Genomic DNA, 24,874 nt, shown 5'->3' with positions numbered 1-24,874 from the left:
TCCTTAGGATTCAGTCGCTGCGCTCCTGCTTCCCAAAATGATATGCTGGCAATACATTCATAAACGTTTCTGCTGCGCAGAAATCCATTTGCTCATTCATAATTTTGCTGAAGCAAGCTTCGACAAAATTCATCATTCGCAAATGTATTCGCAGAGAGGAAGGGATTCGAACCCTCGATACACTTTTGGTGTATACACACTTTCCAGGCGTGCGCCTTCGACCACTCGGCCACCTCTCTATTTTCCCAATTTAACGGGCGGTCAAGAAACAAAAAATTTCGTGATCTGTAAAATTTTACGTCTTAAAAATTTAAGTCATTTCTCCCCTTATGGAAGTCTCAAAAATAGTACTGAAGGATTTTCCCGAAACATCATTCCCCAGCAGATACATAAGTTTTGTAATTGCCGCTTCAGTGGTTATATCACGACCGTTGATCATAGACATTCTTTCTAATTCCCTGCTGGTCTCGTACTGCCCCGGGATCACACTTCCTCCGGAGCATTGGGTTACATTCACGATATTCAGCCCCCCCTCAATAGCCTGCTCCAGGTCATCAAGCAGCCACTGGTCGGTTGGTGCGTTTCCCGCCCCATAAGTCTCCAGCACCAGTGCTTTTAAGTGAGGAATCCCCAGTACTCCGCCAAGCAGATCCCTGTTAAAGCCCGGAAACAATTTAAGAATTGCCACTCGATCATCCATTTTTTTGTGAACTTTAAAAGTTTTAGTTCGCTTTTTACGCCAAAGATTCTCAGTATACACTTTTAAATGAACCCCTGATTCTGCCAGGACAGGATAGTTAAGGGAAGCAAAGGCATCAAAATGTTCGGCGTTGATCTTGGTAGTCCGGTTGGCACGATACAATTTATTCTCGAAATATAATCCAACCTCTCTCACTGCTGGAATGCCATCCTCCTTAAGTGCGGCAATCTGAATAGAAGTAATTAAGTTTTCTTTGGCATCCGTACGCAGATCTCCTATGGGCAATTGAGATCCGGTAAAGATTACTGGCTTCGCGAGATTTTCCAGCATAAAACTCAGGGCCGAAGAGGTATAGCTCATCGTATCACTTCCGTGCAGCACAACAAATCCATCATAATCGACATAATGCCGTTCAATGAGTCCGGCAATGGTAACCCAATGCGAGGGATTCATATTTGAAGAATCGATTGGCACCTTAAATGAAACACTGTCAATAGCACAGTCGAGTTGTCCCAATTCCGGGATACTGTTGACGACTTTCTTAAAATCGAATGCTTTAAGAGCACCCGAATTGTAGTCTTTAACCATTCCAATGGTTCCCCCGGTATAAATGAGCAGTATCTTTGATCGTTTATTCTGTGCCGACATTCTCTCCCAGTTTTATATCTAAATGAGATCTTGTTCTACTTTAATTATATCCCAAATACTTTTTTGGAATTATCCGTTGTGATCCTTGCGATCTCTTCTTTCGGGACCTGGTAAATATCCGAAAGTTTGTTCAATACATGCTCCAGGTACGAAGGCTCGTTTCTTTTCCCCCGAAATGGGGCTGGTGCCAGGTAAGGGGCATCCGTCTCCAGTACAAGGTGTTCAAGGGGAATCTGATCTAAAAACCTGTCTATCTTTCCATTCTTAAAAGTGACCACTCCCCCAATTCCGAGTTTCATATTATACCCTATCGCTTTCAGGGCCTGTTCATGGGTGCCGGTAAAACAATGGAAAATGCCATACAGCTTTTCGTCCTTCTCTTCCTCCAGCACTTCGAATATCTCATCGAAGGAATCCCTGCAATGAATCACTATGGGGAGTTCATGTAATTTAGCGAGCGCAATCTGGTTTTTAAATGCTTCGCGCTGTTGTGAAACATAAGACTTATCCCAGTAAAGATCTATTCCTATCTCCCCTACTGCATAAAATTTCCTTTCAGACAGCATCTTCTCAACGTGTTTCAGTTCTTCACGGTAATTCTCCTTTACATGTGTAGGATGCAGCCCCATCATAAGATATATATGCTCGGGGAAATCACGTTCGAGCTGAAGCATTGAAGATGTATAGCCAGAATCGATGGCCGGAATAAAAAACCTTTCTATTCCCAGATCAATGGCCTTTTGTACGACTTCATTCCGGTCCCCGTCAAAAGCCTCACTGTAAAGATGGGTATGTGTATCTGTGATTATCATGTGACAAAAATAGGACTATCTTTAGCAAAAATCATTTTGATGATGTCTTTAAAAAAGTATTTAAAAAAAAGGAATTATATCGCTATTCCTTTAACGTTAACTGCTACCCATCATCTCGAAGTGATGGCCAGGGTAAATGCGGTATCTGGTAGGTTCATTTTAGACACCGGAGCTTCTAACTCCTGTGTAGGGCTCGATAAAATTGAGCAGTTTAAATTAATTTCAAAAGCGTCGGAAGTGAAAGCAGCCGGAGCTGGAGCGACGGATATGGAAACCCAACTCTCCACAAAAAACACCCTGAAGATCGGAGGCTGGAAAAAAAAGAAAACTAAGATCATCTTATTTAATCTGGAACATATCAATGAAGCCCTTACTTCTCACGATGCACTGCCCGTAGATGGAATAATAGGCGCCGACGTTTTAGAGAAAGGCAAGGCTGTGATCGATTATAAAACCACTACACTTTACCTCAAAAAGAAAAAACGCTCCTGAGGAGCGTTTTTATAGAGATACTTCGTTTTATTTAGAATTCAAGTGCTTTCTCAACATCTCCACCCATCAGGTGTTCTTCAGGATTCTCGAGTGCTTCTTTTATTGCTACCAGAAAGCTCACTGATTCCTTTCCATCTATAATCCGATGATCGTATGAGAGGGCGAGATACATAATTGGCGCTATGGCAATTTCCCCGTTTTTTACGACAGGTCTTTCCACAATGTTATGCATACCGAGGATAGCGCTTTGGGGTGGATTGATTATCGGGGTAGACAACATGGAACCGAAAACTCCCCCATTGGAAATTGTAAAGGTACCTCCTGTCATTTCATCAACAGTGATTTGTCCTTCCCGAGCCCGTATCGCCAAGCGTTTTACTTCGGCTTCTATACCCCTGAAAGTAAGGTTTTCAGCATTTCTAATGACAGGCACCATCAGCCCTTTAGGCCCGGATACGGCAATACTGATATCGCAAAAATCATAGGTGATCATGTCTTTTCCGTCTATCATCGAATTCACGGCAGGAAACAACTGCAGTGCGCGTATCACCGCCTTGGTGAAAAAGGACATAAAGCCCAGGCTTACGTCATGAGTTTCTTTAAATTTTTCTTTGTAGCTGCTCCTTAGACTGAAGATTGCAGACATATCAACCTCGTTAAAGGTAGTAAGCATGGCCGTCTCATTTTTAGCCGAAACCAGGCGCTCGGCCACCTTACGTCTGAGCATGGAAAGTTTGGTGCGTGTCTCTCCCCTTTTACCCCCGGTGGGTGTCCCCATTGAGGGTACGGCACTGACAGCATCTTCCTTGGTTATTCTACCGTCTTTTCCGGTTCCTTTTACTGAAGATGCAGGAATGTCTTTTTCATCGAGTATCTTTCTCGCAGCCGGGGACGGAGTACCGCTGGCATAAGTCTTCGCTGGCTCAGAAGTTTTGGTTTGTTCAGCTGCTTCCGTTTTTTTGGCCGGAGCTGCTTTTTCGGGTTTGTCTTCCTTAGTTTCCTTTTGCGCTTTTTCTGCACCTTCAGGTTTGGAAGCACTGGTATCGATAAGACAAACAACTTCCCCTACAGCAACCGCATCTCCTTCTTCGGCTTTTAGGGTAATGATTCCACTCTCCTCAGCAGGGAGTTCCAGGGTAGCCTTGTCAGAATCCACTTCTGCTATGGCCTGATCCTTTTCTACATAGTCACCGTCTTTTACTAACCATTCGGCGATCTCAACCTCGGTTATGGATTCTCCCGGAGAGGGAACTTTCATTTCTAAAATCATCCGTTCTGTTTTTGTAATAAATTTGCTTAATTCAAATTTCTGATAAAATCTTCTTTTACGGGAAGGTAATCCGTTTTTATTTCTCCATTAACCATTATTTGGTCAAAATATAGTTTTCCCCCGGTAGCCTCCTCCATATTGATCGTATTCTGAAGACTCAGATGCAAATGGGGTTCAGTTGTATTTCCGGAATTGCCACAACGGGCGATTACATCTCCCTGGCGAACTTCTTCTCCTTCTTCCACTTCCAAAGATCCCTCCTGCAAATGTGCGAAAAGGATATACTCATTTAAATCGGTTTGTAATACGACCGTATTTCCTGTAAGCTGTGCGGGATTCATTGTCCCGGGTTCATTATCCGGAACTCCTTCAATAACCAGAACAACCCTGGCGTCACAAGGGGCAATTATTTCTTTCCCGAAGACAAAGTAATTCTCATTTATTTTCGGATCGCCCTGATAAGAGCGGCCGTCTTTAACCATAAGGAGGTCATAGGCATACTGCTGTGAAATTTCTGCCAGATGGTAATTCTGTTCCAATGTAGTTCCTCCCCAATACACGAATATCTCTTCCCTGAATGGTAGGATCATTCTGGTTGTATTCCTTTCCAAAACCGGTATTCCAAGTGGTTTTGGAGGGGCAATATAAAATCCGTTTATTTTGTTATTCTGAACACTCAGGGAAATCATAATATTAGACAAGGCTCGTTCAAAAGAAGTGCGGTACACGTGTGCACCCCTTTGAAAACCGATAAATTCCCATTCATTGATATCTCCCATGATTCTATTGACGTTCTCCGAAAAGAATTGTTGGTTCTCTGCCGGGGTCAATGCCTTTTGCATGTTTACATCGTAGAGTTCATAGATTCCCTGGTAATCCTGTGCGTTGTACAAACTGGCTAATTGCGCAATGATGGTGGAATACTGAGGCAATTCAGTCTGCGAATACGCAAGTCCTGAATAAAGAAACAGCAAGGCAAAAAGCTTCCTCATGATCATTTTTTTACTGCAGGACGCGTCATGTTGTCCTTGTTTTTATCAAAGACGTAATCTATTACCTGTTGGTGCCTCATTTTTGAACGAACAGAACTACCGGCAGCGGGCGAAGCATAAAATCGCCTCGAAGCCACTCTGAATTTATGTGCATCGCTAAAGTGCATCATCAAATGAGACCAGGCACCCATATTCCTGGGTTCTTCTTGTGCCCACACAAGGTCATCGGCCTTTTTATACTTTTTGATAATAGCTTTTAACTGCTCTGAAGGCAGAGGAAATAATTGTTCAATACGCACAAGGGCAACATCATCCCGACTTAATTCCTCTCGTTCCGCAAGCAGGTCATAGTAGAACTTCCCTGTGCAGAATACCAGTGACTTTACCTTCTCAACTTTGGCGGTTTCATCGTCTATCACTTCCATGAACCGGCCTTCAGTCATTTCTTCAATTCCTGAAACTGCTTTGGGGTGACGCAAAAGACTCTTGGGAGTAAACACGATCAGGGGTTTCCTGAAATTACTCTTCATCTGCCTCCTCAACAAATGAAACATATTTGCAGGGGTAGTAACGTCGGCCACATACATATTATCTCTTGCACAGAGCTGGAGGTAACGTTCCATTCTCGCTGAGGAATGCTCTGCACCCTGACCTTCATATCCATGGGGCAATAGCATTACTAACCCATTTTGCAGCTTCCATTTATCCTCAGCTGCAGAGATATATTGATCTATCATTATCTGAGCCCCATTACTGAAATCCCCGAATTGTGCTTCCCAGATTGTCAGGGTATTAGGACTGGCCATGGCGTACCCATAGTCGAACCCAACAACTGCATATTCTGAAAGAAGGGAATTATAGATCTGAAATAGGCCCTGATCTTTTGAGATATGATTGAGGAGCAAAACCTCTTCTTCACTCTCTTCCACTTTCATAACGGCGTGCCTGTGCGAGAAAGTTCCCCGCTCTACATCCTGTCCGCTCATCCGAACACCAAATCCCTCTTCAAGTAATGAACCGTAGGCAAGTAATTCCCCCATGGCCCAGTCGAGTTTATCAGATTCGAAATACATTTTCTTTCGATCACCCACCAATTTTTCCACCTTCCGCAGGAATTTTTTCCCCTCAGGTAAGCTGGTAATCGTTTTGGCAATGCGGTCGAGTTTTTTTCGATTGTAACTTGTGTCAACTACATCCATCATCTCCCATTCACGCACATTTTCAAACCCGCTCCACTCATCAGCCATAAAGGGAGTGATCTCGGTCTTTTCTTCCTTTCTGGAATCTTCGAGTTCTTCTTCAAGACTCGACTTGTATTCCTGTTCGAGCTTACTCACATAATCCTCATCGATGATCCCTTCAGCTATCAGTTTTTCGGCATAAATATCTCTGGGATTCTTATGCTTGGCGATAGCCTTATATAATTTAGGTTGTGTAAACCTGGGTTCATCTCCTTCGTTATGTCCGTATTTCCGGTACCCCAATAAGTCGAGAAAAACATCGCGTTTAAAACGCATTCGATACTCCAAAGCAAAAAGGGAAGCGTGAACCACACTCTCCACATCGTCAGCATTGACGTGCAGTACAGGGCATAAGGTTACCTTGCCTACGTCCGTACAATAGGTTGAAGACCGGCCATCCAGATAATTAGTGGTAAACCCAATCTGATTATTAACTACTATATGGATCGTTCCATTTGTCCGGTAGCCATCAAGATTGGCCATTTGAACCACCTCGTACGCAATACCCTGGCCTGCAATTGCCGCATCCCCGTGAACTACAATTGGCAGCACCTTCGAAAAATCATCAGGGAAATGGGCGTCCTGCTTGGCTCTTGAGATTCCTTCAACCACTGCTCCCACCGTCTCGAGATGAGAAGGGTTAGGTGCAATGTTCATATTGATCTTGTTCCCGTTATCCGAAGAACGGGTAGATGTCCAGCCCAGGTGATACTTCACATCTCCATCAAAGACTTCCTGCTCGTAGTCCTTCCCATCAAACTCACTAAAAATATCTTTCGCCGCCTTTCCGAATATATTGGTAAGCACATTGAGCCGACCTCGGTGTGCCATTCCCATTACAAACTGTTTTACCCCCAGGGTTGATGCTCTTTCAACGATGGCGTCAACCGCCGGAATCAACGATTCGTTTCCTTCGAGAGAAAAGCGTTTCTGGCCCACGTATTTCGTATGCAGGAATCCTTCAAAGGAAACTGCCTGATTTAATTTTTTGAGAATATGTCTTTTCTCCGAAGCATCGAAATTGGCGTGATTATCATTCTTATTAAGCCAGTCCTGTATCCATTTAACTCTTTCAGGGCTTCGGATGTACATATATTCTACTCCAATGGCATCACAATAGATTTCCTGCAGGTGGCCAATAATCTTTTTTAAGGTGTTAGAACCAATACCTATGATCTCACCTGCACTAAAAACCTTATCAAGATCGGCTTCCGTAAGGCCAAAATTTTCGATATCAAGTGTCGGGGAGTACTTTCGTCTTTCTCTAACCGGGTTTGTTTTGGTAAATAAATGGCCCCGGCTTCTGTATCCGTCTATCAGGCGTATTACCTGAAATTCTTTCTGCAACGTTTCGGGCATCTCAACCGTCTGACCCGTTGGCAAGACTGCCATGCCGGTTGCCGTATCGACACCTATTTCATCTAATGCGCTTTCCATCCCAAAATCAAAACCCTGGAAGAAAGCACGCCAACTGGGTTCCACACTATCGGGATGCGCGAGATACTTATTGTACATGTCCGCAAAAAAGGACGTGTGGGCAGCATTTAAAAAGGAATATTTATCCATGGACAGGCTAACACTTTCAGTTGTAAAAATTAGTCAAAAATACAATATTTAATACTATCTGTAGGGATGAAGCGTTCTAATATTACTTAATTTAAGCCCATGAACTCTAGCAGCAGGTGGAATATACAAAATCTGTTATTTATCATTCTATTCAGTACTGCGATCCAGGGATGTTTTGCCCAGGGCATGGGCGCTACCGGTTCTTTTTGGAGCCAGCTGCGATACGGAGGGTCTTTTGGCCTGGGATTCGGAAATAATTCAGTAAACATCGTGGCCGCACCAGCAGCAGTTTATCCTGTTTCTGAACAATTTGCTATTGGGAGTAATCTCAGTTTTAACTACGCCAAATTCGGAGACTCCAAATTCACCGCCTATGGGGTGGGAGTTCTGGGGTATTACAATCCTATACCCCGACTGCAGTTTTCATCGGAATTTGAGCAATTAAGGGTCCACAGGAGTTTTGGCTCTGGTTTTCCTGAACTGAGAGAAGACTACTGGTTACCGGTACTTTTTCTTGGAATTGGCTATAATTCAGGTCCTGTTACCTTTGGTTTGCGATACGATGTACTATACGATGAGAACAGAAGCCTTTATGCAGATCCCTGGATGCCGTTTATCCGAGTATTTTTTTAATAATCCGCCTATTCACTCCCATAAGAATGTTTGAGCCATACCTTCTGCCATTCCCTGCGGAGTATCAGATAACAGGCCCCCTCTGCCACCTCAACAACATCCGTAGCATCCAGTGATGAAAAAGCTTTTTCGGGAACATCAACGATATAAAGCAGATTTAGATAATCTGAAAAACGTTCCAATAGTAAAAAGTAGATTTTTTCTTTCAGCAACTCCTTTAGGGAGGATGGTGCTATTTCCTCAGGCGGATTGAAATCAATATTGGCAAGGGTGAAATCCTTTTTTAACTGTTTGACCAGCTTTTTATACAAGGCCTTAGATTCTGCAAACTGCAGCAATTCTAAACTATTCTCATACTCCTTTGCCATATCTTACATACGACTCAGGACGCATCATGGATCTCCCGGAAGAAAGAACAGTTAGACTAAGCCCTGATTTTCTTCTCCCAGAGCCATGCTGAGCGCATTGCATCATCGAGAGTTGATTCGGCTTTCCAGCCCAGGGTGCGGTTTGCTCTTGAGGTGTCAGCATAAGCACTGATGACATCACCAGGCCGACGATCTACGATTTTGTAATTCAATTTTACCCCGGAAACTCTTTCAAAACTCTTTATTACTTCAAGTACAGAACTTCCGGTACCTGACCCCACATTAAAGACCTCGTAATTTTTTTCGTTCTTACTTTCGAGCAGGCGTTTTAAAGCCACTACGTGCGCTTTTGCCAGGTCGACCACATGTATATAGTCGCGAATGCAAGTGCCATCTTCAGTTGGATAATTATCTCCGAACACTGAGAGTTGTTCGAGCAGACCAATTCCTGTCTGGGTTATAAAAGGAACGAGGTTTTGGGGTACTCCCAATGGTAATTCTCCTATTTCTGCGGAGGGATGAGCCCCAATAGGATTAAAATACCTCAGGGAAATTGCATGTAATTCAGGTATTACTTTACAACTATCCCGAATGATCTCTTCCCCTATTTGTTTGGTATTCCCATAAGGCGATTCGGCAGGCTTTACCGGGGCATTTTCTGTAATGGGCATCTCATCGGCCTGACCGTAAACCGTACAGGAAGAACTAAAAATAAAATGTGCTTTCCCCTTTTGCGAAAGTTGCTGCAGCAGATAGACAAGCGTACTTAGATTGTTTTCATAGTACAATAAGGGATTCTCAACACTTTCACCGACTGCCTTGGAAGCTGCAAAATGTATAACCCCATCAATATCCCTGTGCCTGGAAAAGAAGTCGAGCACCCTGTTCTTATCCCGAAGATCAAATTTTTCAAATTCAGGCTTTTTCCCGGTGATGGCGGTGATCCCATCGAGCACATCTTCGGAGGCATTTGAACAGTTATCTACGATAACCACATCAAAACCTACATTCTGCAATTCCACTACGGTGTGAGAGCCTATGAAACCGAGACCTCCCGTTACTAGTATCCTCATACTGATTTAAATAAAATTCAGGATGGTAGAAGTGATAAACTCAATTTGCTCATCGTCTAATTCTGTGTGCATGGGTAATGAAATAACCTCATTGACCAATTGATTGGTGACGGGAAAATCCTCTTCCCTGTATCGAGAATCTACGTAGGCCTTTTGCCGGTGCAATGGGATGGGATAGTATATCCCAAAGGGAATTCCTTTCTCTGATAAATGAGCTGCCAATACATCCCTTTTACCATTGGTAATACGCAGGGTGTACTGATGAAATACATGACAATCACAGCTACTGCAAATCATCCCACAGTTATTTACAGTTTTGGGAAGAATTATTGCATCTGTTCCCATAAAAGCCTTATTGTATTTCCTGGCTGCCTCACGTCTTCGTTCACAATAAGAATCTAATCGCGATAATTTTGCTCTTAATACCACTGCCTGAATAGAATCGAGGCGTGAATTGACTCCGATCACATCGTGGTGATAGCGTTCATACATTCCGTGATTTACAATCCCCCTGATAAAATGTGCGAGATCATCATCATCAGTAAAAATAGCTCCTCCATCTCCATAACATCCGAGGTTTTTTGACGGGAAAAAAGAGGTGGCACCTATGTGACCCATTGTTCCCGCCTTCTTTTTACGGCCGTCATTAAAGGTATGAGTGGCCCCAATGGCCTGAGCATTGTCTTCGATTAGGTAAAGCTCATGTTTTTCGGCTATTTCCAAAAGTCGGTCCATAGGAGCACACTGCCCAAAGAGATGGACAGGTACTATGGCCCTTGTTTTTGGAGTAATGGCATTTTCCACTGCTTCAGGGTCAATATTGTAAGTCTCAGGATCAACATCGACAAGAACAGGGGTAAGTCCCAGCAAGGCAATAACCTCAACGGTAGCAGCAAAAGTGAAATCTGCCGTGATTACTTCGTCTCCGGGTTTCAGGCCAAGACCCATCATGGCGATTTGCAAAGCATCGGTACCATTAGCACAGGGAATCACGTGCTTTACACCCAGATAAGCTTCCAATTCCCTCTGAAAGCCGTGAACCTCCGGCCCATTGATAAAAGCAGCCGTATCCATCACTTGTTGAACCCCAATATTTACTTCTTCCTTAATCTCCTGATATTGACCTACCAGGTCAACCATTTGTATTTTTTTCATACCCTGAAACTATGCCCGCAATATTACAAAATTAAGGAACGGGTACCAATGTAATTCCCGAAAGAAGCGTATTTTAGCAACAAACGAACCCCGGGTGTATCTCCTGTACAATCTTCTGATTCTTATTAGCTGGCAGGCACTGAAGATCGTGGCCATCTTCAAACCAAAATTGCGTCTTTTTGTGGCAGGCAGGAAGGGCGTGAATATGCTTTTACAAGAAAGGATCAAACAAGACGATAATTATATTTGGGTACACACAGCTTCTCTGGGGGAATTTGAACAAGGTTTACCTGTTATTAAAGCCCTGAGGAATTCCTATCCGGATCACAGGATTCTTGTCACTTTTTTCTCTCCGTCAGGGTTTGAGGTAAAAAAAAATTCGAAAGAAGCAGATTTGATAACCTACCTGCCTTTTGATTCCAGGCGTAAGGTTAAAAATTTCCTGGACAGGGTTGAACCGGTATTGGCAATTTTTGTGAAATATGAAATTTGGCCCAACTATCTGAATGAGCTTAAAAGACGTAAAATTCCTACCATTCTGATTTCCGGAATCTTTAATTCTGATCAGATCTATTTTAAGTGGTATGGTAAGTTTATGCGCAACGCGCTGAGCCAGTTCTCCCATTATTTTGTGCAGGATAAAAATTCTGAAACCTTATTAAAAAGTGCCGGCCTGAGCGAGATCTCTGTTTCAGGTGACACCCGTTTTGACAGGGTAAATGAGATCCTGGGAAGAGACAACAGGCTCGACTTTATGGATCAATTTAAAAAAGATCACATTTGCCTGGTGATGGGAAGCACCTGGCCGGAAGATGAAGCGCTCCTTATTCAATGGCTGCCCGATGTACCGGAGAATGTCAGAATAGTAATCGCGCCCCATGATATCAAAAAAGAACATCTGCAGGCTCTTCAGAAATCCCTTCCACAGAATAGTGTTAATTATACAGAATCCGGGGAGGCCGATCTCTTATCCTGCCAGTTTCTTGTGCTCGACACCATTGGTATACTAACCAAAGTGTATTCCTATGCCGATATTGCCTATGTCGGAGGAGGTTTCGCCACAGGCCTGCATAATACTCTCGAGCCAGCTGTTTTTGGTATTCCTGTCCTTATAGGGCCTAATTTTCATGGTTTTAAAGAAGCCGGGGATATGGTGGAACTCGGCGGTATTTCAGTGATTGAAAACAGGGATTCATTTGCTGACACCCTACACAATCTGCTTGAAGACGAATCTGCCAGGAAAAGACAAGGTGCCATAAATGCTGATTATATCACAACACAGAAAGGGGCAACTGAAAAGATCATTAATTATTTGGCTTCCCATCTTAAGATTTGAAATGTCGAACAGGAATACTGATGGAGAGCATTTTTTTTCACTAGATTTACACTAAACCAACCTTTATGGACCGGAAGATTCTGCGCTTTTCTATTACGGCCGCCCTGGCCGGATTTCTCTTTGGATTTGACACTGTAGTCATTTCAGGAGCTGAAAAGACATTACAGGTTTTATGGCAGTCCTCCGATAGTTTTCACGGCATTGTTGTAATCGGTATGGCACTGTGGGGAACAGTAGTTGGAGCATTGCTGGGGGGTATCCCCACCAATACTCTGGGAAGGAAAAAAACCCTGATCTGGATTGGAGTACTCTACACCATTTCAGCCGTCGGATCGGCCTATGCCAATGACCCTTATACTTTTGCCTTTTTCAGGTTTATCGGTGGACTGGGCGTGGGGGCATCTACCGTTGCAGCTCCAACCTATATTTCCGAAATCGCACCTGCTAAAGACAGAGGGAAACTAGTAGGCTTATATCAATTCAATATTGTTTTCGGAATACTGATCGCTTTTTTCTCAAACTACCTTCTCAGTAGTATTGAGAGCAATGCCTGGAGATGGATGGTAGGCGTTGAAGCCATACCTGCCGCAATCTATACAGTGATGGCTATTGGCATTCCAAAGAGCCCCAGATGGCTATTGAGCAAGTCGCGTTATGAAGAAGCCAGGAGTGTATTTGAGAACATCAATCCCAGAGACGATATTGACAAGCTTCTCGAAGACATCAAACTCGAAAGTATAAATACGGTTCCCGGGGAGAATATCTTTATGAAGAAATATCGCTTCCCTCTGTTACTTGCTTTTCTACTGGCCTTTTTTAATCAATTATCAGGAATAAATGCTTTCCTTTATTACGCTCCCCGAATCCTGGAAGAGGCAGGCCTTGGAGCGAGTACGGCCTTGTTGAGCAGCATTGGAATTGGGGTAACCAATATGGTGTTTACCCTTGTTGGAATATATCTTATAGATCGTATGGGGCGAAAACAGTTGATGTACATAGGTTCGGTGGGATATATTCTGTCGCTAAGCCTGGTGGCTTGTGCATTCTTTTTGGAGTGGGAAGGTCTGGCAGTTGCTTTTTTCCTCTTCGCATTCATCGCTGCCCACGCAATAGGGCAAGGCTCTGTGATCTGGGTATTTATCTCGGAGATATTTCCCAATCACCTCAGAAGTTACGGCCAAAGTTTTGGTTGTTCAGTGCACTGGGTACTGGCTGCGATCATTCCATCTTCCATCCCATTTTTGTTTAGCAGTATCGGACCGGGCGTCGTATTCAGCATCTTTGCTGGCATGATGGTGCTTCAACTTCTGTTTGTCATATTTATTATGCCCGAAACCAAAGGCATTTCCCTGGAAGAACTCAGCAAGAAATTAAGTCGGCAAAAAGAGTGATCCTACTCTTTGTCGAAAATTTTAACCGCACATCTTTAAAATGCAATATGTCGGTGCTTTTTCTTCAAATTGTTAGCTATTAAAAAGATTTTTTACGTCTTTTTTTAGTATATTTCACTAAACCACCGTGATCATGGAAGAACAAATTACCTTTGGTACCAAAATGCTGAATGGCTTTTTAAGCGTAATGGTGGTAGTCCTTGTCGGGATTTTGGCCGCCGTTGTCATTTGTTTGATCCTGGCTGCATTTGGCTTCTTTTCCTAGGATAACTAACTCAACGACTTCTTTCTTTTCTAATCAACACAGAATTCTGATCTAACACCCTTATTGAGGTTTTTCTACAATAAAAAACCCCCTAAAATGGGGGGGGGGGTTAATTACGTACAGGTGGGGAGACCCGAACTCCCAAGTCTCACGGCATCACGCCATGGCGTGACGTGTCTCCCAATTCCACCACACCTTCATTTTACGGGGCAGCAATGATTTATATCGACATAAAATCGCCTGATTTCCTAAGAAAGTTCTAAAGAGAGAGAAACTGGATTTTTGAATTGGTCGTAACTTCTCCTTAAACATGATGAAATAAAAACATCAGCGTTTATCCGGCTTCTTTCTAAAAGGATAGAAAATTTCATTCGAAGAAAAAACGGAAATACGTATCTTTCTTTAAGTTAAAGCCCTGAACGTATTCCAAAGGCGAAATGGATAGTAAGCTGATTCAAATTTGCATTTTTCTCTATTGTTGCTTTGCGGTAGCCTCAATATCTGCTCAGAACCAGGTGAGTTTTGGTCAGCTATCAATTAAAGATGGCCTTTCACAAAATTGCGGCATAGCCATGGCCCAGGACAGTACGGGTTATTTATGGATTGCCACACAAGATGGGCTTAACAAGTACGATGGTAATGATTTTACCGTCTATCCTTTTATTTTTGATGATATAACCAGGCCCAGTTATAGTCATTTAGGCAAAGTATATGTGGATCGACAGAACCAGGTATGGTGTATTCCCTCCACCAGAATATTAAACAAGTTAAATACTGAAACTGACCGATTTACACCCCTGTCAATTACAACCGATGCCAATGTCATCTTTCAGGATAATTTAATGAACTACTGGATTGGCACGTATTCAAGCGGACTCTTGTTCGTAAAAATGAACGACACTATATCCGAATCAAAAGACATTGGTAACATCAAAGAAACTATATATGCGCTCAGTCAGGCAGGCGAGTCATTATTAGCGGCAACTGAGGACGCTGTTTTGTCGATTGATCTGCAAAACCGTCAGATTACCGATACGCTGAACGCCACATTGCAAGATGGTTTAATTGAGAAGAATTTTAGCTCCATAGCGGTAGAAACCGGTGGCAGACAGTGGTTTGGAACCTTTGGAGGAGGTCTTTACTTTCGAAACGGCCAGGAGAAATTTCTTAGCCATACAGTAGAATTACCTTTGAGTTTGCCCCTTCCTGTTGACCTAAACATTCTTTCATTGTTGGTTGACTCAAAAAATCGCCTTTGGATCGGTACCTATGGGAAAGGCCTGTATCTCATAGATCTTGAGACTTATGAAACCAGTCATTTTATGGCCGATAAGTATAATCCAAAAGCCATCCATTACAATGATATCCTGGATATTTACGAAGACTATACCGGTACTATTTGGTTTGGTACGGACGGGGCCGGACTGAGCTATTATGACGAGTATCTTGAAAAATTCAATTCGATTACCAATTATCAGGTGCCCCAAAACATAAATGTAGAGGTGGTACGGGCTATTACCACGGATGCCGACGCATCTGTTTGGATAGGTACCTCGGGCAAAGGTCTAATGCAATACATACCAGATTCCAACAGATGGGTGAAATATTCGACCCTGGGTCCGCCCAATAAGCGTTTGCTTTCAGACAGAATTATGAGCTTGTATGCCGATGGGGAAGGGGAGCTATGGATTGGAACTCAGGGTGGCGGACTTTCTATTCTTGACAACAAGGGGGACATAAAAAATTATCTTGACACAACAGATTCTGAACTGGAGGCAATAACCATATGGGATATTTTTGAAGACAGTCAAAATCGAAATTGGCTGGCTACGCGCGAAAACGGACTTATAAGGTTTAATAAAAATAAAGGGAAGATAAGAGCTTACAATGAGCACAATGCCACTGAAATTTTAAACGTCAATAATAATATTCGGGTGATCACAGAAGATGCTCAGGGCAACCTTTGGTTGGGTACTGATTCCGATGGACTAATACACCTCAATCTGACGGAAAATAAAAGCACTTCATATAAATTCCTGAAGGATAAAAATACGTTGTCGAATAATATGATCAAGTCATTGTACTATTCAAAGGAAGACAATATACTCTGGATTGGCACTTATGGTGGTGGCCTCAACGCTTATAATATTGATAAGAATCTGTTTTATACCTATACTGAAAAAGATGGCCTTGCCAATAACGTAGTTTATGCAGTGCTGCCTGATGGGCAGGGGAATCTATGGTTAAGCTCCAACAGTGGCATAACCAAATTCAAGCCGGGAAAGTCTTTTACCAGCCCCCCGGTTATCACCAATTACAACAATTACGAAGGTTTGGCCACGGAGTTCAATACCGGGGCTTATCACCTGGATGAGCGAGGCTATCTGTACTTTGGAGGTTTGGAAGGGTATTACTGGTTTAAACCCTCGGACATCAAAGATAATAACCAACTTCCTAAAACGGCAATCACCGGGATGCAGGTGGCCGACAATGACTATCAAATGAGGCCAAATATGACGCTGCGCCATAACCAAAACACCTTTTCATTCACTTTTTCAAGTCTGCAGTTTTCGTTACCAGAGAAAAACCAATATCGGTATCGCTTAAAGAATTATGATGATGTATGGATTGAGGCAGGCAATACCAATTTTGCGCGCTATTCCCGCCTATCACCCGGGGATTATGAGTTTCAGGTAGTATCGAGTAATTACGATGGCGTTTGGAACCCCGAGCCGGCGACTTTCACTTTTACCATTGCCCAGCCCTGGTATTTTACCACCTTCGCCAGGGTACTGTACCTGCTTTTGATTTTGCTAGGAATTTATGGGGTATACAGTTATTTAAAGTGGCGTTGGCGGATGAAGTTAAATCTGAAGTTAAAAGAAGAAGAGGCCCTTCGGCTCAAGCACCTTGATAGTTTTAAATCAAAACTTTACGCAGACATTTCTCATGAGTTTAGGACACCTCTTACCCTGATATCGGGACCCATAGATGCCAAACTGGGTGATGGTGGCCTCACAGATGCAGATTATGCCAACTTCTCAATGATAAAGCGTAATACCAATCGTCTCATGGCTTTGGTTGATCAACTCTTGCATTCGGCAAAATTGGAGAAAGGGAAATTAAACCTGAAGGTGTCTGAGGGTGAATTAAGCCTTTTTCTAGGAATGTTGGCCACTTCTTTTCAATATCGGTCCGAGCAGAAAAAGATTGATTATACAATAGACATTGAACAAATAGGTAAATCCTGGTATGATGAAGACGCCATTGAAAAAATTGTTACCAACCTACTCACTAACGCTTTTAAATACTGTCCGGATGGGGGCCGGGTTTATTTTGGTGTTAAGAGAAACGGAGACCAGGTACATTTGAGTATTAAAAACAGTGTTGAAAATTTTACAGAACAAAACCTCGACAGGATGTTCAACAGGTTTTACCAACTTGACGAGTATGCAGATGGAATTGGCGTAGGGCTCTCGCTGGTTAAGCAATTGGTGAAATTGTACAAAGGTGAAGTCACCGTACATATGGATGGGGCTTCGGTCATCCATTTTCAGGTGGAGTTGCCTATTTCCCGTCACTGTTTTAAGGACAATCAAATAGTGGCGGAGTATCAAAAAGCAAAAAAAGAAGTTATTTCTAGTATCTCGGACACCATTGATATTGATACAGATGAGCTGGGGATTAAATCGGCAAAAAGTGAATTGCCGATTGTGTTGCTGGTTGAAGATCAAGATGAGGTTCGGCAGTTTTTGGCATCTGCCTGGAAAACCAAATATCAGATTTTTGAAGCTGACAATGGCAAAACCGGAATTAAAAAAGCAATGGAAATTGTACCAGACCTGGTCATTTCAGATGTACGGATGCCACTGGCAACCGGCATTGAACTTTGCAATGTGCTTAAAGCCGATGAACGTACCAGCCATATCCCCATCATTTTATTGACTGGAAATGCCGGAGAGGAAGAAGAGTTAAGGGGCCTGCAATCCGGGGCCGATGATTTTGTGACCAAGCCATTTAAACTTCCCTTACTTGAGAGGCGAGTGCAGAACCTGATAGAGAGTCGCCGTGCCCTGCGCAGCCGCTACAGCCAGGAGATAGTTTTAAAGGCTAAGGAAATTGCCATAACCCCAACCGATGAAGTTTTTTTAAATAAGGTGCAAAAGGTTTTAGACGAGCAATTATCCGATGCTACATTCAATGCCAAAATGTTTGCCTCGGCTGTAGGGATGAGTCGTATGCAACTGCACCGAAAATTAACCGCGATCACGGGTTTGTCTACCACAGAGTTTATCCGTTCACAGCGATTGAAACAGGCCGCCCATATTCTAAAAACCTCCGATGCCACAATTAATGAAGTCGCCTATACGGTTGGTTTCAACACTCCTTCTTATTTTATCAAATGCTTTAGGAAAACCTATAAGAAAACGCCGGCTGAATTTCTACAGGAGATCAATTAAAAGGACTTATTTGCTTGCACCACTACTCCCGGATTTACATTAAAAAGACGCTTGCCACCAATGTTACATTTCTTGCACACGCTGTTACATATGTGTTATCCGTAATGTGACTATTGGCTTACTTTCATCGTGGACTAAAAACTAATTGAAAATGCTAACCTCCGAGAACAACAAAAATCTGTCTATCGAAAGAAAAAATTACCCCGGCTCAAAATACTTTTTTGAAAAGTTAAACTACATCTCACTGTTATTGTGGTCTACGGCTATTTTATCATTGCTTAATGTTATTTATTTACTGCTGTTCAGATATGCCCTATAAACGTCAATAAGCACAAATAAGTTTTAGTTGATAGATGAGCAAACCACCGCTTTTGATAACGGTTTTTTTCTGGGTATTTGGCTCGGGCCTAAGACAGGGACAAAGCATAAGTACTAGGGGTTGAAGAGCGATGATCATCATCGCTGAAATCTCGAATACAATGAGCAGCGCAGACCTGGCCAGCAGGGAAAATAGAGGGGACTCTCCTGAGAAACTACCCTGACAGTACATTTTGGCTGGGCTTACTCCACTCCAGGGGAGTACAAACTGTCACAAAATGGCATAGTACCTAGAAGTGGGCCTACAATAACCATTTATCCAACCAAGCAATTCTTGGCCAGGAATCAATTCCTGCCTGTTGGCCCGTTTATTTTGGGTGAGGCAGAAACCAGATTGCAGGCTTATAAAAAGAAGGCAAAGGCTTGTCAAAATAAAATCAGCAAAGAACTAAAAAACAATCAGATCATGAAAACCATAACAACGGCAATTACCTTAGTACTCTTACTGCTAACATGCCCCGGGGCCATGGCCCAGGATTTTATGGATGCTTTGAAGCAAGTAGCAGAAGCACATAACGAAGCGCATGGGGAGGGAAATTCCGAGGAAGGACCTAGTCTTAGTGACGAAGAAAAAAAACAACTGGAAAATTACTGGAAAGAGAAAACAAAGGATGCAGGGGATTTTATCAGTGCACTCGATGAGCCCTACCATCAATGCCTCGCGCTAATAGGATTATATAATTATCATCTTAAGGAATTAGTCATTGCTAAGGAAGAAGCACAAAACTGCAAGTTGAAGTATGATTACCTTGGCTTGACGTCATTAATGTTAATAGGTGGAACAACCCTAATGCCTTGTACTGAAGAGTTATTTAATTTAGATTGGTTGGAGAGGCGGAGAATAGTATTAAGTTTCTTTAAAGCCCTTTTTTCATGTAAAGATGGTCCTGGTTTTGTAACCGAATACGAATGGACTCCCTTGGCTGCAAAAGCACCAAAGGTTGTAGCTCAAATTGTCTCTGGATACGAAAAACCAGGTTGTCAAAGTGATTGGTACGATGAATATGGCCCTTCTAATGCAGGGATAATAGATAAAATACTTGCTGAAGTTTTCGAGCCCAAGGCTCTTGTTACGCACCTTGTGAAAATTGGGCAGGAAATGGAGGCCCTGGGTTGTAGCGGCTAGACCCACACATAACTTATTAATCATGAAAAAATACGTACAGCCAATCCAATGCCTGTTTTTTGTCCTATTTCTGCTGTCAATTAGCATAGCTTGTAATATGGGTGCAAAAGAATATCGCGGAAGTTCTGAAAACAACGGCGAACCCGCCGCCAGTACAAAGGAAAATTCAGGAGTTTATATAGAAGCAGAGACATGGCGCAGCTGGTCGCCGGCCAAAACGCTTTCGGGCTATTCCCTGGTCAGTTTCATTACGGACCCCTTTAAGATGCAAGGAGTCAATTCCAGTACTGCGCGTTATGAAAAGGGGGAGGAGTTCATTACGGTACAAATTGTCGATGGCAGTACGGAGAAAGGCAAACGGGAAATTCGCGATCATTTGGAGCTGGCCGCACTGGAACGCAACTATTCAAGCGAATACGGCTATGAAAAGACCCTTGTTCACAACGGTATAAAAGCCAAGGAAGAATACCTCGCCCCACCGGCAGGGCAGTATCTTATAAAGTTTATGCTCAAAGAGCAATACGGGGTATCGGTAAAATCCAATGCCGAATCGGCTGATAAGATTTGGAATTTTATAGAGCAGTTGAACTTAAAAGATCTCAAGTAGCCACTCAAATCTTCGTAAGATTTACTAAAGATAAGACATTTTATACGGGATGCCCTTGCTTAGTGAACTCCGGGTTTCCCTAAGCCATATCATTAGATTTGTTTGAAACCATACCAAATCCCTATAATTTATAAATAAAAAAACCTCTGGATTTTCCGGTGGTTTTAATTGTACAGGCGAAGAGACTACGTGAAGGACTGCGCCTTCAATATAAACTTATCGTCTCCTCTACTGTGGAATACTCCAAATAATAAACCCCCGAAAAACGGGGGTTTTATTTATGTACAGGTGGGGAGACTCGAACTCCCAAACCTCGCGGCACTAGTTCCTGATACTAGCGTGTCTACCAATTCCACCACACCTGCAGTTAGGAAGCGCAAAGATACAAAAGAGGAAACATTGTAAAAACATAATTTGAGATAGATGCTTTAATTACAAACATAGTCTGTCAAGTCTTTAAAATCCATTAATGGCAGGAAAAATATAGAAATAAGCAGAGCAAGAATCTCCCTCTGAGAATCCTTTTGGTTTTAAGATAATTAATAACTTGCTCCTACCTGTACAAAGGTATTGTAAGAATGATATCGGGGAGGTCTTGGAGCCGCCATACAGCACGTAGACCCTAAATAGAAAAGCGATATTTCCTCCAGTTTATCTACATCGTAACCCAGTCGGATATTTTTGGCCAGCCTTATGTTGCCTACTGCAGGCCCACCTACAATAGATAAATACCAGATATCGCCATTACGATCTGTGATATCAATATTATATCGTTCATTTCGGAAGGCGGGCAGGGAAGGATTTTCCCTGTATATCCAGGGCCTCAATACCACGAGATCCCCGGGAATATGCTGAATTCGGGTAATAGTTCCTTCAATTGGCGAATGTATTCTATGGTAATTCTTATTGTGGAGAAATACATTGGTAAATCTGTATTCCCTGGGGATTACCCCTGCTTTAACTCCAAAAATAGTATGTAAATATCGTCTATCCTGCTTAACTTTTGATTTTTGCAATGGACCCATTGGCCTGCTATCACAGAGCAACCCTTCGCATGGCCATACCCACTCACTGCTGTTCTCCGGTAGTGATTTAAACCTCCGAACAAAAAAATCCTGGAAGCTTGAATAGGATGTTTTCCCTTTAGGCGGGAGAAAGTTATCGAGATAATCAGGACTTCTGTAATAATAACGGATGTAGGGCTTTATAAGTTTCCTGGAAATCGGCAGCTCATAAATTCTGGCATAAAAAGCCGAGAATCCTCTTTGCCAGTTCCCCGGTAAATATCCCCAGACCCCTGCAGACATAAACTGATATAGATCAGAACGCCATTTAGGAATTCGGTATACCGTAAAAAACGGATCCGTTTTGTGGTAGGCTACAGGCTGCATAATTCACCCTTAAGAACAACGCGAGAAATGGTGTATTGCAGTGACTTTTTCTGTTGAAGCCTTTTGTATTTCCGATTGGGATTTATAAGCCTGAAGATCTTCTTTTTCAGAACTTGCATCTTTGATAAAACTAGTCACGATTAAAAGGAATAATGCGATGACAAATCTGCTGAGCGTTTGCATAATAACTGGTTTTGGTTCCTTCTAAGCTATTTTAATTTCTCCATGAACCCAAGGGACTTAAGAAAAGTTTAAACTAAGATTAACATTCCTTTTAAGAATGACCATAGGAATGTCAGCACTCCTGTACATCAATAACTTACACGCAACCTAGCTTATACCCTATATAGAGAAATAAAGGTAAATAGTACACACAGGCTTTTAATTTTCATTGCATCTAACTCTTTCTAAAGAATATTCTATGCCTGTTCGACAATTATCCGATACCTAAAGCAACAACAATATCTATTTAGAAAGCTATCAAAATATAGTCAGGCGATCTTAAAATGCCCACCGGCCAATTGTAAAAACAAAAACAGTGTAGAATACTTTGAGCTGAAAATTCTACTAATATCTTCCAGCACTCCCCACACCATGTACTGAGTAACCTGAGTTACCACTGGTGAAGAATTCGGAGACTACTTTCGCATTACAATACTCATTTTCTATAAGTCAATTAATAATCCTGGCGAAAACCGACTTGTTTTTTCCTTAAAAAACATGAAGAATTCAATACTAATCTTCCTTCTACTGACTACCATTGGGATGTCTGCTCAGGTGCACGATGAAATTCCGGAACCAGGCAGCCTAAAAGAAATATTTACCAATTCTGAGGTTGAAGGACATATCCGAAACTTCTTTATGACCACGGTAAATGAAGATGAATTAAAGGATTACTACACCAATGCATTGGGTGGGGCAATAGCTTTTAAAACACAGGAGTTTAAAGGTTTTGAAGTAGGTGTAAAAGGAATTTTTACTTACAAGGCCTTTTCGGCCGACCTCAACGAACCGGACATTACTACCGGAAATATATCCAAGTGGGAACACGAACTATACGATATCAATGACCTCGACAACTTCAATGATCTCGACCGCTTAGAAGAATTATACCTAAAATACAATTTTAAAAGCGGCTTTGCTACATACGGCAAACTCGCCATTGAAGAAACTCCTTTGGTAAATGAAAGTGATGGAAGAATGAAACCCTTCGCCTTTAATGGGTTATGGTTGCAAATCAATCGGAAGAAACACAGTTTAAATCTCAGCTGGTTAAATAGGGTTTCTCCCAGAAGTACCGTAGAGTGGTACGACTTTAATGAGGCCATCGGTTTGGTCAACAATGGATTTCAGCCCAACGGTGAGGTGGCCGATTACAGAGGGAAGACCGAATCTAAAGGAATTGGACTTTTTCAATACGAAACCCAGCTAAAAGATACAGATCTGAGGGCAAATCATTGGTACCTGCATAACATCCATCATACCAGTATGGTTGAATTTGATGTGCATAAAAACAATTGGTTGCTCGGTTTGCAATATGCACTGCAATTCCCACATAATTACCAGAAGGAGCTGGCCTATGAGGAACGATTTATACAACCCCAGGAAAACGGACAGGTTTTAAGTGGGAAGCTGTCCTATAATCCCGAACATTGGCAGCTGGGTATTGCTTTTACTCGTGCATTCAACAGCGGAAGATTTCTCTTCCCCAAAGAATTGGGAAGGGATCATTTCTACACCTCCATCCCCAGGTCGAGGCTGGAAGGACTGGGTGATGCAAAAATATTTACTTTGATGGGGAATTATGACTTTAATGTAAAAGGGTTAAAACTAAGCATTGAGTTTACCGAAGTCCTCGGACCGAGTATAGGAGAGTACGAATTCAACAAGTACAATATTGATGAGTATTATCAAATCAACGGCCGACTGCATTATGCCCTGGGTGGGTTTTTTGAAGGCCTTCATTTTGATCTGCTGTATATCTACAAGGAAAATCTGAACAATTCGGATCCCCAGAACATATTTAATGCAAGTAATTTCCATCAGATTAGCTTTGTTACTAATTACCTGTTCTGACAGCCTACTGAATATAAAGTCTGAGAGTTTGTTGTGATATTTAATCATCTACCTCTTTGAGATTTAACAATTTGTTAAACGCTGAAAAAAAGCAAACCAGGGGTAGATTACAGCTAATAGGCTTATTTTTATTCCAAAAAAAGCCATGAAACAAATATCAGTATTATCCCTTTTCCTGTTTATTATCAATATCAGCTGGGCTCAGGAAAACGCGTTAAAGATTACCAATTCAGATTCAGGTAAGGAAATTATTATTAAGGAAAACAAAAGGATTAAACTTAAGACTACCCAAGGGAAAAAGATTTCAGGTCGTTTTACAATGAACGACAATAGAAGTATTTTTCTCAACGGAGAACAAATTGTTTTACAGGATATTGAGGAAATAAAACGGAATCCTCTTTTAATCTCCATTTTTAGCAGTGGCTTTTTTATCTATGTGGGAGCAATAACAGCAGGATTTGGAGTTATCATCGGTGCTCTAATCGATTCCACGGCATTCTGGCTAACCATCCCAGGAGCAGCAATGATCTATACAGGAATAAAATCACCGAATTTTCTCAGGAAGTTTAAAAGAGATAAGAACTGGACATTCGAATGGATTGTTCTCCCCCCGGCATCCTGATTTTATTATACAACCAAGGAAAATAAATTTGGTTTCTCAAAAGCTTTAAAACTGTACAGGCGGAGAGACTCCGTGAAGGACTATGCCTTCATGATATACTTCTCGCTCCCCGCCATTATAAGATCTCCATTTACTAAAAAACCCCTGAAAGATCAGGGGTTTTTTTCTATACAGGCCGAGAGACTCCGTGAAGGACAGTGCCTTCACGATAAACTTTTCGCTCTCCACCATTATGAGACTTCCTTATACTAAAAAACCCCCGAAGATCGGGG

21 protein-coding genes and 2 tRNA genes are annotated in these 24,874 nt (G+C 42.2%); 10 read left to right on the top strand and 13 right to left on the bottom strand.

Features of this window, described 5'->3' with window-relative positions; translation table 11 throughout:
• Positions 1-151: 151 nt before the first annotated feature.
• The 3 genes from ACA086_RS14540 to ACA086_RS14530 form a co-directional block, all read right to left on the bottom strand.
• Positions 152-239 (bottom strand) — tRNA-Ser (locus ACA086_RS14540).
• Positions 240-310: 71 nt separating this feature from the next.
• Positions 311-1,348 carry an asparaginase gene (locus ACA086_RS14535; RefSeq protein WP_369746913.1) on the bottom strand — a complete coding sequence of 346 codons (1,038 nt, stop codon included), beginning with the start codon at positions 1,346-1,348 and terminating at the stop codon, positions 311-313.
• A gap of 44 nt (positions 1,349-1,392) precedes the next feature.
• The gene (locus ACA086_RS14530) at positions 1,393-2,160 is read right to left on the bottom strand and encodes a TatD family hydrolase (RefSeq protein WP_371004076.1); all 768 of its coding nucleotides are present in this window, start codon (positions 2,158-2,160) and stop codon (positions 1,393-1,395) included.
• A gap of 39 nt (positions 2,161-2,199) precedes the next feature.
• Between ACA086_RS14530 and ACA086_RS14525 the strand changes: the two genes are divergently transcribed.
• Positions 2,200-2,652: a retropepsin-like aspartic protease gene (locus ACA086_RS14525; RefSeq protein WP_371004075.1), complete on the top strand. Its 453-nt coding sequence runs from the start codon at positions 2,200-2,202 to the stop codon at positions 2,650-2,652.
• 31 nt (positions 2,653-2,683) lie between these two features.
• Here the strand turns inward: ACA086_RS14525 and odhB are convergent, their stop codons facing one another.
• Genes odhB through ACA086_RS14510 form a run of 3 tightly spaced genes read right to left on the bottom strand, consistent with a single transcriptional unit; the run spans position 2,684 to position 7,721 of the window.
• Positions 2,684-3,922, bottom strand: a complete 1,239-nt coding sequence (gene odhB, locus ACA086_RS14520) for a 2-oxoglutarate dehydrogenase complex dihydrolipoyllysine-residue succinyltransferase (RefSeq protein ID WP_371004073.1) — start codon at positions 3,920-3,922, stop codon at positions 2,684-2,686.
• Between the two features lie 26 nt (positions 3,923-3,948).
• Entirely contained in the window at positions 3,949-4,914 is a 966-nt protein-coding gene (locus tag ACA086_RS14515) for a peptidoglycan DD-metalloendopeptidase family protein (RefSeq protein WP_371004072.1), read from the bottom strand.
• A gap of 2 nt (positions 4,915-4,916) precedes the next feature.
• On the bottom strand, positions 4,917-7,721 hold the full coding sequence (locus ACA086_RS14510; RefSeq protein WP_371004071.1) for a 2-oxoglutarate dehydrogenase E1 component: 2,805 nt from the start codon (positions 7,719-7,721) through the stop codon (positions 4,917-4,919).
• Positions 7,722-7,820: 99 nt separating this feature from the next.
• Between ACA086_RS14510 and ACA086_RS14505 the strand changes: the two genes are divergently transcribed.
• On the top strand, positions 7,821-8,354 hold the full coding sequence (locus ACA086_RS14505; protein WP_369746907.1) for an alpha-ketoglutarate decarboxylase: 534 nt from the start codon (positions 7,821-7,823) through the stop codon (positions 8,352-8,354).
• An 8-nt stretch (positions 8,355-8,362) separates the two neighbouring features.
• On the opposite strand, the gene ACA086_RS14500 is transcribed toward ACA086_RS14505, so the two are convergent.
• From ACA086_RS14500 to ACA086_RS14490, 3 genes are read right to left on the bottom strand one after another with little or no spacing between them, the layout of a single operon-like run.
• Positions 8,363-8,722 carry a hypothetical protein gene (locus tag ACA086_RS14500; protein WP_369746906.1) on the bottom strand — a complete coding sequence of 120 codons (360 nt, stop codon included), beginning with the start codon at positions 8,720-8,722 and terminating at the stop codon, positions 8,363-8,365.
• A 56-nt stretch (positions 8,723-8,778) separates the two neighbouring features.
• Entirely contained in the window at positions 8,779-9,795 is a 1,017-nt protein-coding gene (galE, locus tag ACA086_RS14495) for a UDP-glucose 4-epimerase GalE (RefSeq protein ID WP_369746905.1), read from the bottom strand.
• Positions 9,796-9,801: 6 nt separating this feature from the next.
• Positions 9,802-10,950, bottom strand: a complete 1,149-nt coding sequence (locus ACA086_RS14490; protein WP_371004070.1) for a DegT/DnrJ/EryC1/StrS family aminotransferase — start codon at positions 10,948-10,950, stop codon at positions 9,802-9,804.
• Between the two features lie 94 nt (positions 10,951-11,044).
• Between ACA086_RS14490 and ACA086_RS14485 the strand changes: the two genes are divergently transcribed.
• The 4 genes from ACA086_RS14485 to ACA086_RS14470 all read left to right on the top strand — a co-directional run bounded on the left by ACA086_RS14485 (position 11,045) and on the right by ACA086_RS14470 (position 18,402).
• The gene (locus ACA086_RS14485) at positions 11,045-12,286 is read left to right on the top strand and encodes a 3-deoxy-D-manno-octulosonic acid transferase (protein WP_371004069.1); all 1,242 of its coding nucleotides are present in this window, start codon (positions 11,045-11,047) and stop codon (positions 12,284-12,286) included.
• Positions 12,287-12,351: 65 nt separating this feature from the next.
• Positions 12,352-13,677 carry a sugar porter family MFS transporter gene (locus ACA086_RS14480; protein WP_371004068.1) on the top strand — a complete coding sequence of 442 codons (1,326 nt, stop codon included), beginning with the start codon at positions 12,352-12,354 and terminating at the stop codon, positions 13,675-13,677.
• Between the two features lie 133 nt (positions 13,678-13,810).
• Positions 13,811-13,942, top strand: a complete 132-nt coding sequence (locus tag ACA086_RS14475) for a hypothetical protein (protein WP_369746901.1) — start codon at positions 13,811-13,813, stop codon at positions 13,940-13,942.
• Between the two features lie 437 nt (positions 13,943-14,379).
• The gene (locus ACA086_RS14470) at positions 14,380-18,402 is read left to right on the top strand and encodes a two-component regulator propeller domain-containing protein (RefSeq protein WP_371004067.1); all 4,023 of its coding nucleotides are present in this window, start codon (positions 14,380-14,382) and stop codon (positions 18,400-18,402) included.
• 322 nt (positions 18,403-18,724) lie between these two features.
• Here ACA086_RS14470 and ACA086_RS14465 read toward each other — a convergent pair whose 3' ends face one another.
• Positions 18,725-18,952, bottom strand: coding sequence for a hypothetical protein (locus ACA086_RS14465; protein ID WP_371004065.1), 228 nt, complete (start codon positions 18,950-18,952; stop codon positions 18,725-18,727).
• Between the two features lie 234 nt (positions 18,953-19,186).
• Between ACA086_RS14465 and ACA086_RS14460 the strand changes: the two genes are divergently transcribed.
• Both ACA086_RS14460 and ACA086_RS14455 read left to right on the top strand, forming a co-directional pair.
• The gene (locus ACA086_RS14460; RefSeq protein WP_371004063.1) at positions 19,187-19,906 is read left to right on the top strand and encodes a hypothetical protein; all 720 of its coding nucleotides are present in this window, start codon (positions 19,187-19,189) and stop codon (positions 19,904-19,906) included.
• 22 nt (positions 19,907-19,928) lie between these two features.
• Complete coding sequence (locus ACA086_RS14455; protein WP_371004062.1) at positions 19,929-20,513, top strand: hypothetical protein; 585 nt, start codon at positions 19,929-19,931, stop codon at positions 20,511-20,513.
• A gap of 283 nt (positions 20,514-20,796) precedes the next feature.
• On the opposite strand, the gene ACA086_RS14450 is transcribed toward ACA086_RS14455, so the two are convergent.
• The 3 genes from ACA086_RS14450 to ACA086_RS14440 all read right to left on the bottom strand — a co-directional run bounded on the left by ACA086_RS14450 (position 20,797) and on the right by ACA086_RS14440 (position 22,087).
• Positions 20,797-20,878 (bottom strand) — tRNA-Leu (locus ACA086_RS14450).
• A gap of 174 nt (positions 20,879-21,052) precedes the next feature.
• Complete coding sequence (locus tag ACA086_RS14445; protein WP_371004061.1) at positions 21,053-21,904, bottom strand: phosphatidylserine decarboxylase; 852 nt, start codon at positions 21,902-21,904, stop codon at positions 21,053-21,055.
• A 9-nt stretch (positions 21,905-21,913) separates the two neighbouring features.
• A complete protein-coding gene (locus ACA086_RS14440; protein ID WP_371004060.1) occupies positions 21,914-22,087 on the bottom strand; it encodes a hypothetical protein in 174 nt (57 codons plus the stop codon).
• Positions 22,088-22,624: 537 nt separating this feature from the next.
• On the opposite strand from ACA086_RS14440, the gene ACA086_RS14435 reads away from it, so the two are divergent.
• Together ACA086_RS14435 and ACA086_RS14430 are read left to right on the top strand one after the other, a co-directional pair.
• Positions 22,625-23,980, top strand: coding sequence for a hypothetical protein (locus tag ACA086_RS14435; RefSeq protein WP_371004058.1), 1,356 nt, complete (start codon positions 22,625-22,627; stop codon positions 23,978-23,980).
• A gap of 145 nt (positions 23,981-24,125) precedes the next feature.
• On the top strand, positions 24,126-24,602 hold the full coding sequence (locus ACA086_RS14430) for a hypothetical protein (RefSeq protein ID WP_371004057.1): 477 nt from the start codon (positions 24,126-24,128) through the stop codon (positions 24,600-24,602).
• The last annotated feature ends 272 nt before the right edge of the window (positions 24,603-24,874 follow it).

The organism is Muriicola sp. E247 (genome assembly GCF_041358175.1).
GTDB lineage: Bacteria > Bacteroidota > Bacteroidia > Flavobacteriales > Flavobacteriaceae > Muriicola.
The sequence above is the reverse complement of the archived record's forward strand: the minus strand, read 5'-3'. Positions and strand labels throughout refer to the sequence as shown.

Excerpts from the sequence above, each read along its gene's own strand:
- ACA086_RS14445 (WP_371004061.1), bottom strand. The coding sequence starts at position 21,904 with ATGCAGCCTGTAGCCTACCACAAAACGGATCCGTTTTTTACGGTATAC.
- ACA086_RS14475 (WP_369746901.1), top strand. The coding sequence starts at position 13,811 with ATGGAAGAACAAATTACCTTTGGTACCAAAATGCTGAATGGCTTTTTA.
- ACA086_RS14500 (WP_369746906.1), bottom strand. The coding sequence starts at position 8,722 with ATGGCAAAGGAGTATGAGAATAGTTTAGAATTGCTGCAGTTTGCAGAA.
- ACA086_RS14525 (WP_371004075.1), top strand. The coding sequence starts at position 2,200 with ATGATGTCTTTAAAAAAGTATTTAAAAAAAAGGAATTATATCGCTATT.
- galE (WP_369746905.1), bottom strand. The coding sequence starts at position 9,795 with ATGAGGATACTAGTAACGGGAGGTCTCGGTTTCATAGGCTCTCACACC.
- ACA086_RS14455 (WP_371004062.1), top strand. The coding sequence starts at position 19,929 with ATGAAAAAATACGTACAGCCAATCCAATGCCTGTTTTTTGTCCTATTT.
- ACA086_RS14505 (WP_369746907.1), top strand. The coding sequence starts at position 7,821 with ATGAACTCTAGCAGCAGGTGGAATATACAAAATCTGTTATTTATCATT.
- ACA086_RS14435 (WP_371004058.1), top strand. The coding sequence starts at position 22,625 with ATGAAGAATTCAATACTAATCTTCCTTCTACTGACTACCATTGGGATG.
- ACA086_RS14515 (WP_371004072.1), bottom strand. The coding sequence starts at position 4,914 with ATGAGGAAGCTTTTTGCCTTGCTGTTTCTTTATTCAGGACTTGCGTAT.
- ACA086_RS14510 (WP_371004071.1), bottom strand. The coding sequence starts at position 7,721 with ATGGATAAATATTCCTTTTTAAATGCTGCCCACACGTCCTTTTTTGCG.
- ACA086_RS14440 (WP_371004060.1), bottom strand. The coding sequence starts at position 22,087 with ATGCAAACGCTCAGCAGATTTGTCATCGCATTATTCCTTTTAATCGTG.
- ACA086_RS14465 (WP_371004065.1), bottom strand. The coding sequence starts at position 18,952 with ATGTACTGTCAGGGTAGTTTCTCAGGAGAGTCCCCTCTATTTTCCCTG.
- odhB (WP_371004073.1), bottom strand. The coding sequence starts at position 3,922 with ATGATTTTAGAAATGAAAGTTCCCTCTCCGGGAGAATCCATAACCGAG.
- ACA086_RS14480 (WP_371004068.1), top strand. The coding sequence starts at position 12,352 with ATGGACCGGAAGATTCTGCGCTTTTCTATTACGGCCGCCCTGGCCGGA.
- ACA086_RS14530 (WP_371004076.1), bottom strand. The coding sequence starts at position 2,160 with ATGATAATCACAGATACACATACCCATCTTTACAGTGAGGCTTTTGAC.
- ACA086_RS14490 (WP_371004070.1), bottom strand. The coding sequence starts at position 10,950 with ATGAAAAAAATACAAATGGTTGACCTGGTAGGTCAATATCAGGAGATT.
- ACA086_RS14470 (WP_371004067.1), top strand. The coding sequence starts at position 14,380 with ATGGATAGTAAGCTGATTCAAATTTGCATTTTTCTCTATTGTTGCTTT.
- ACA086_RS14535 (WP_369746913.1), bottom strand. The coding sequence starts at position 1,348 with ATGTCGGCACAGAATAAACGATCAAAGATACTGCTCATTTATACCGGG.
- ACA086_RS14430 (WP_371004057.1), top strand. The coding sequence starts at position 24,126 with ATGAAACAAATATCAGTATTATCCCTTTTCCTGTTTATTATCAATATC.
- ACA086_RS14460 (WP_371004063.1), top strand. The coding sequence starts at position 19,187 with ATGAAAACCATAACAACGGCAATTACCTTAGTACTCTTACTGCTAACA.